The sequence below is a fragment of the Caballeronia grimmiae genome, from assembly GCF_000698555.1.
Classification (GTDB): Bacteria; Pseudomonadota; Gammaproteobacteria; order Burkholderiales; family Burkholderiaceae; genus Caballeronia; species Caballeronia grimmiae.
Genome location: NZ_JFHE01000115.1, coordinates 1 through 1,345, shown reverse-complemented (window position 1 = coordinate 1,345; position 1,345 = coordinate 1). Strand labels below are relative to the sequence as shown.

Sequence of the window (1,345 nt, the reverse complement as noted above, 5' to 3'; positions counted from 1 at the left end):
CCGCATCCGAAGGCCACCGTTGATCAATTCAAGCCGAAGGAGGGATGGCCTGATTTAACAGAAAGACGATTCGCTACCGTCGATGATGCCACCCTCGAAGTAACGTACACGAAAATCGAATCCTTTTCTCGCAATGCACCGATCGTTGCGACGACCTTGTCTCCAGGGAAAGCGCACATTTTTAGAGTAATTCAGCTCGATAAGCCAAAGTGGACAAAGAGCGGCGAATACTGGCTGCCCCGGATGCCTAACAATGGCAGGGAATGGCGCGAAGGTTGGGCTGTCTTGTATTCGTGGAATAGCAACGGCGGCTTTGTTGAGCTGGCGAAAATTCCGTCTGCCGGGGAGCTCTTCAGATTAGGAATCAAAGTGCCGCCTGACTGGTCCGGCTTACGTGCCTGGAGCGGGCTCGTTTCAAGCCAGTTTGACAAGAAGCTCGGCCGCTATTGGGCAGGAGGCGAGACACAACTGTTCATCGACTTCAAACATCCTCACAACACCGTGCTACTGGATTACGTACAAGCCCTCGGGGCCAAGCGCACTGGGTGGACTGATGTAATCGTCGCTGCTTTGTTGAAGGCTGTCGTCACACCCATGGAGCAAAACGAGACTGCCGCGAAGACCTTGCGACAGGGGTACTTGAATCGCGACTCCTCACCAACGAGTCAACGAGTCGCCGCAGAAGCAGAAAATTATACTGAGGAGGCTTAAATGCCACCGTTTGTGCTGCCAGCAGGCATTACCCACGACGTTGCACGCACGCGTGCGTTCTACCTACTCAAAAAGTACACGAGCGCCACGTCACTGCAACGTGCCATTGGCCTCTACCGCGACTTCTTGCGTGACTTTGAACACGAAATCAGAAAGCCGGAGCACGTGGCTGACAGCATGTGGAATACCTATCAAGAGGACCTGCTGTATTTCTTGAGATACCTAGAGCCAATGGAACACGCCGAGCCATTGCTTGCCAGTCCGCTAAGAAGAACCGAAGCATTCGCACTGTTACGTGAAGCGGTCGATTTCTCTGCTTTTATGTGGGGACGCCGCTATCAAGAATGGGGGGCGAGTGAGCCTGGATCCTTATACTATGAGCTCGGGTACCGATACTTGTCTTATGACTCAATCGACGTCTTCGGGAAGGCGCAACTTTCGGCTGCACTGATCTCGTTGATGTCAACGACCATATCGCATGATGGAGTGAAACGTGGGGTTGTTTATCTGGCAGACAACCACGGTGCGCGGACGACAAAGCGTTGGACCTATGAGGGTATTTTCTTCGATGTGCTATCTCTGAATAGAATTCCTACTATCCTTTTTCCACCGCACTTGCCTTCCTGCCCCCCAC

1 protein-coding gene and 1 pseudogene are annotated in these 1,345 nt (G+C 52.8%); both read left to right on the top strand.

The genetic code is table 11. The features are described 5' to 3' along the window. Positions 1 to 711 (top strand): annotated as a pseudogene (locus BG57_RS33250) (hypothetical protein); the annotation flags it as partial. Then, positions 712 to 1,345 (top strand): Imm71 family immunity protein (locus BG57_RS30830; protein WP_035971079.1); only part of this gene is annotated, 634 nt, incomplete at its 3' end.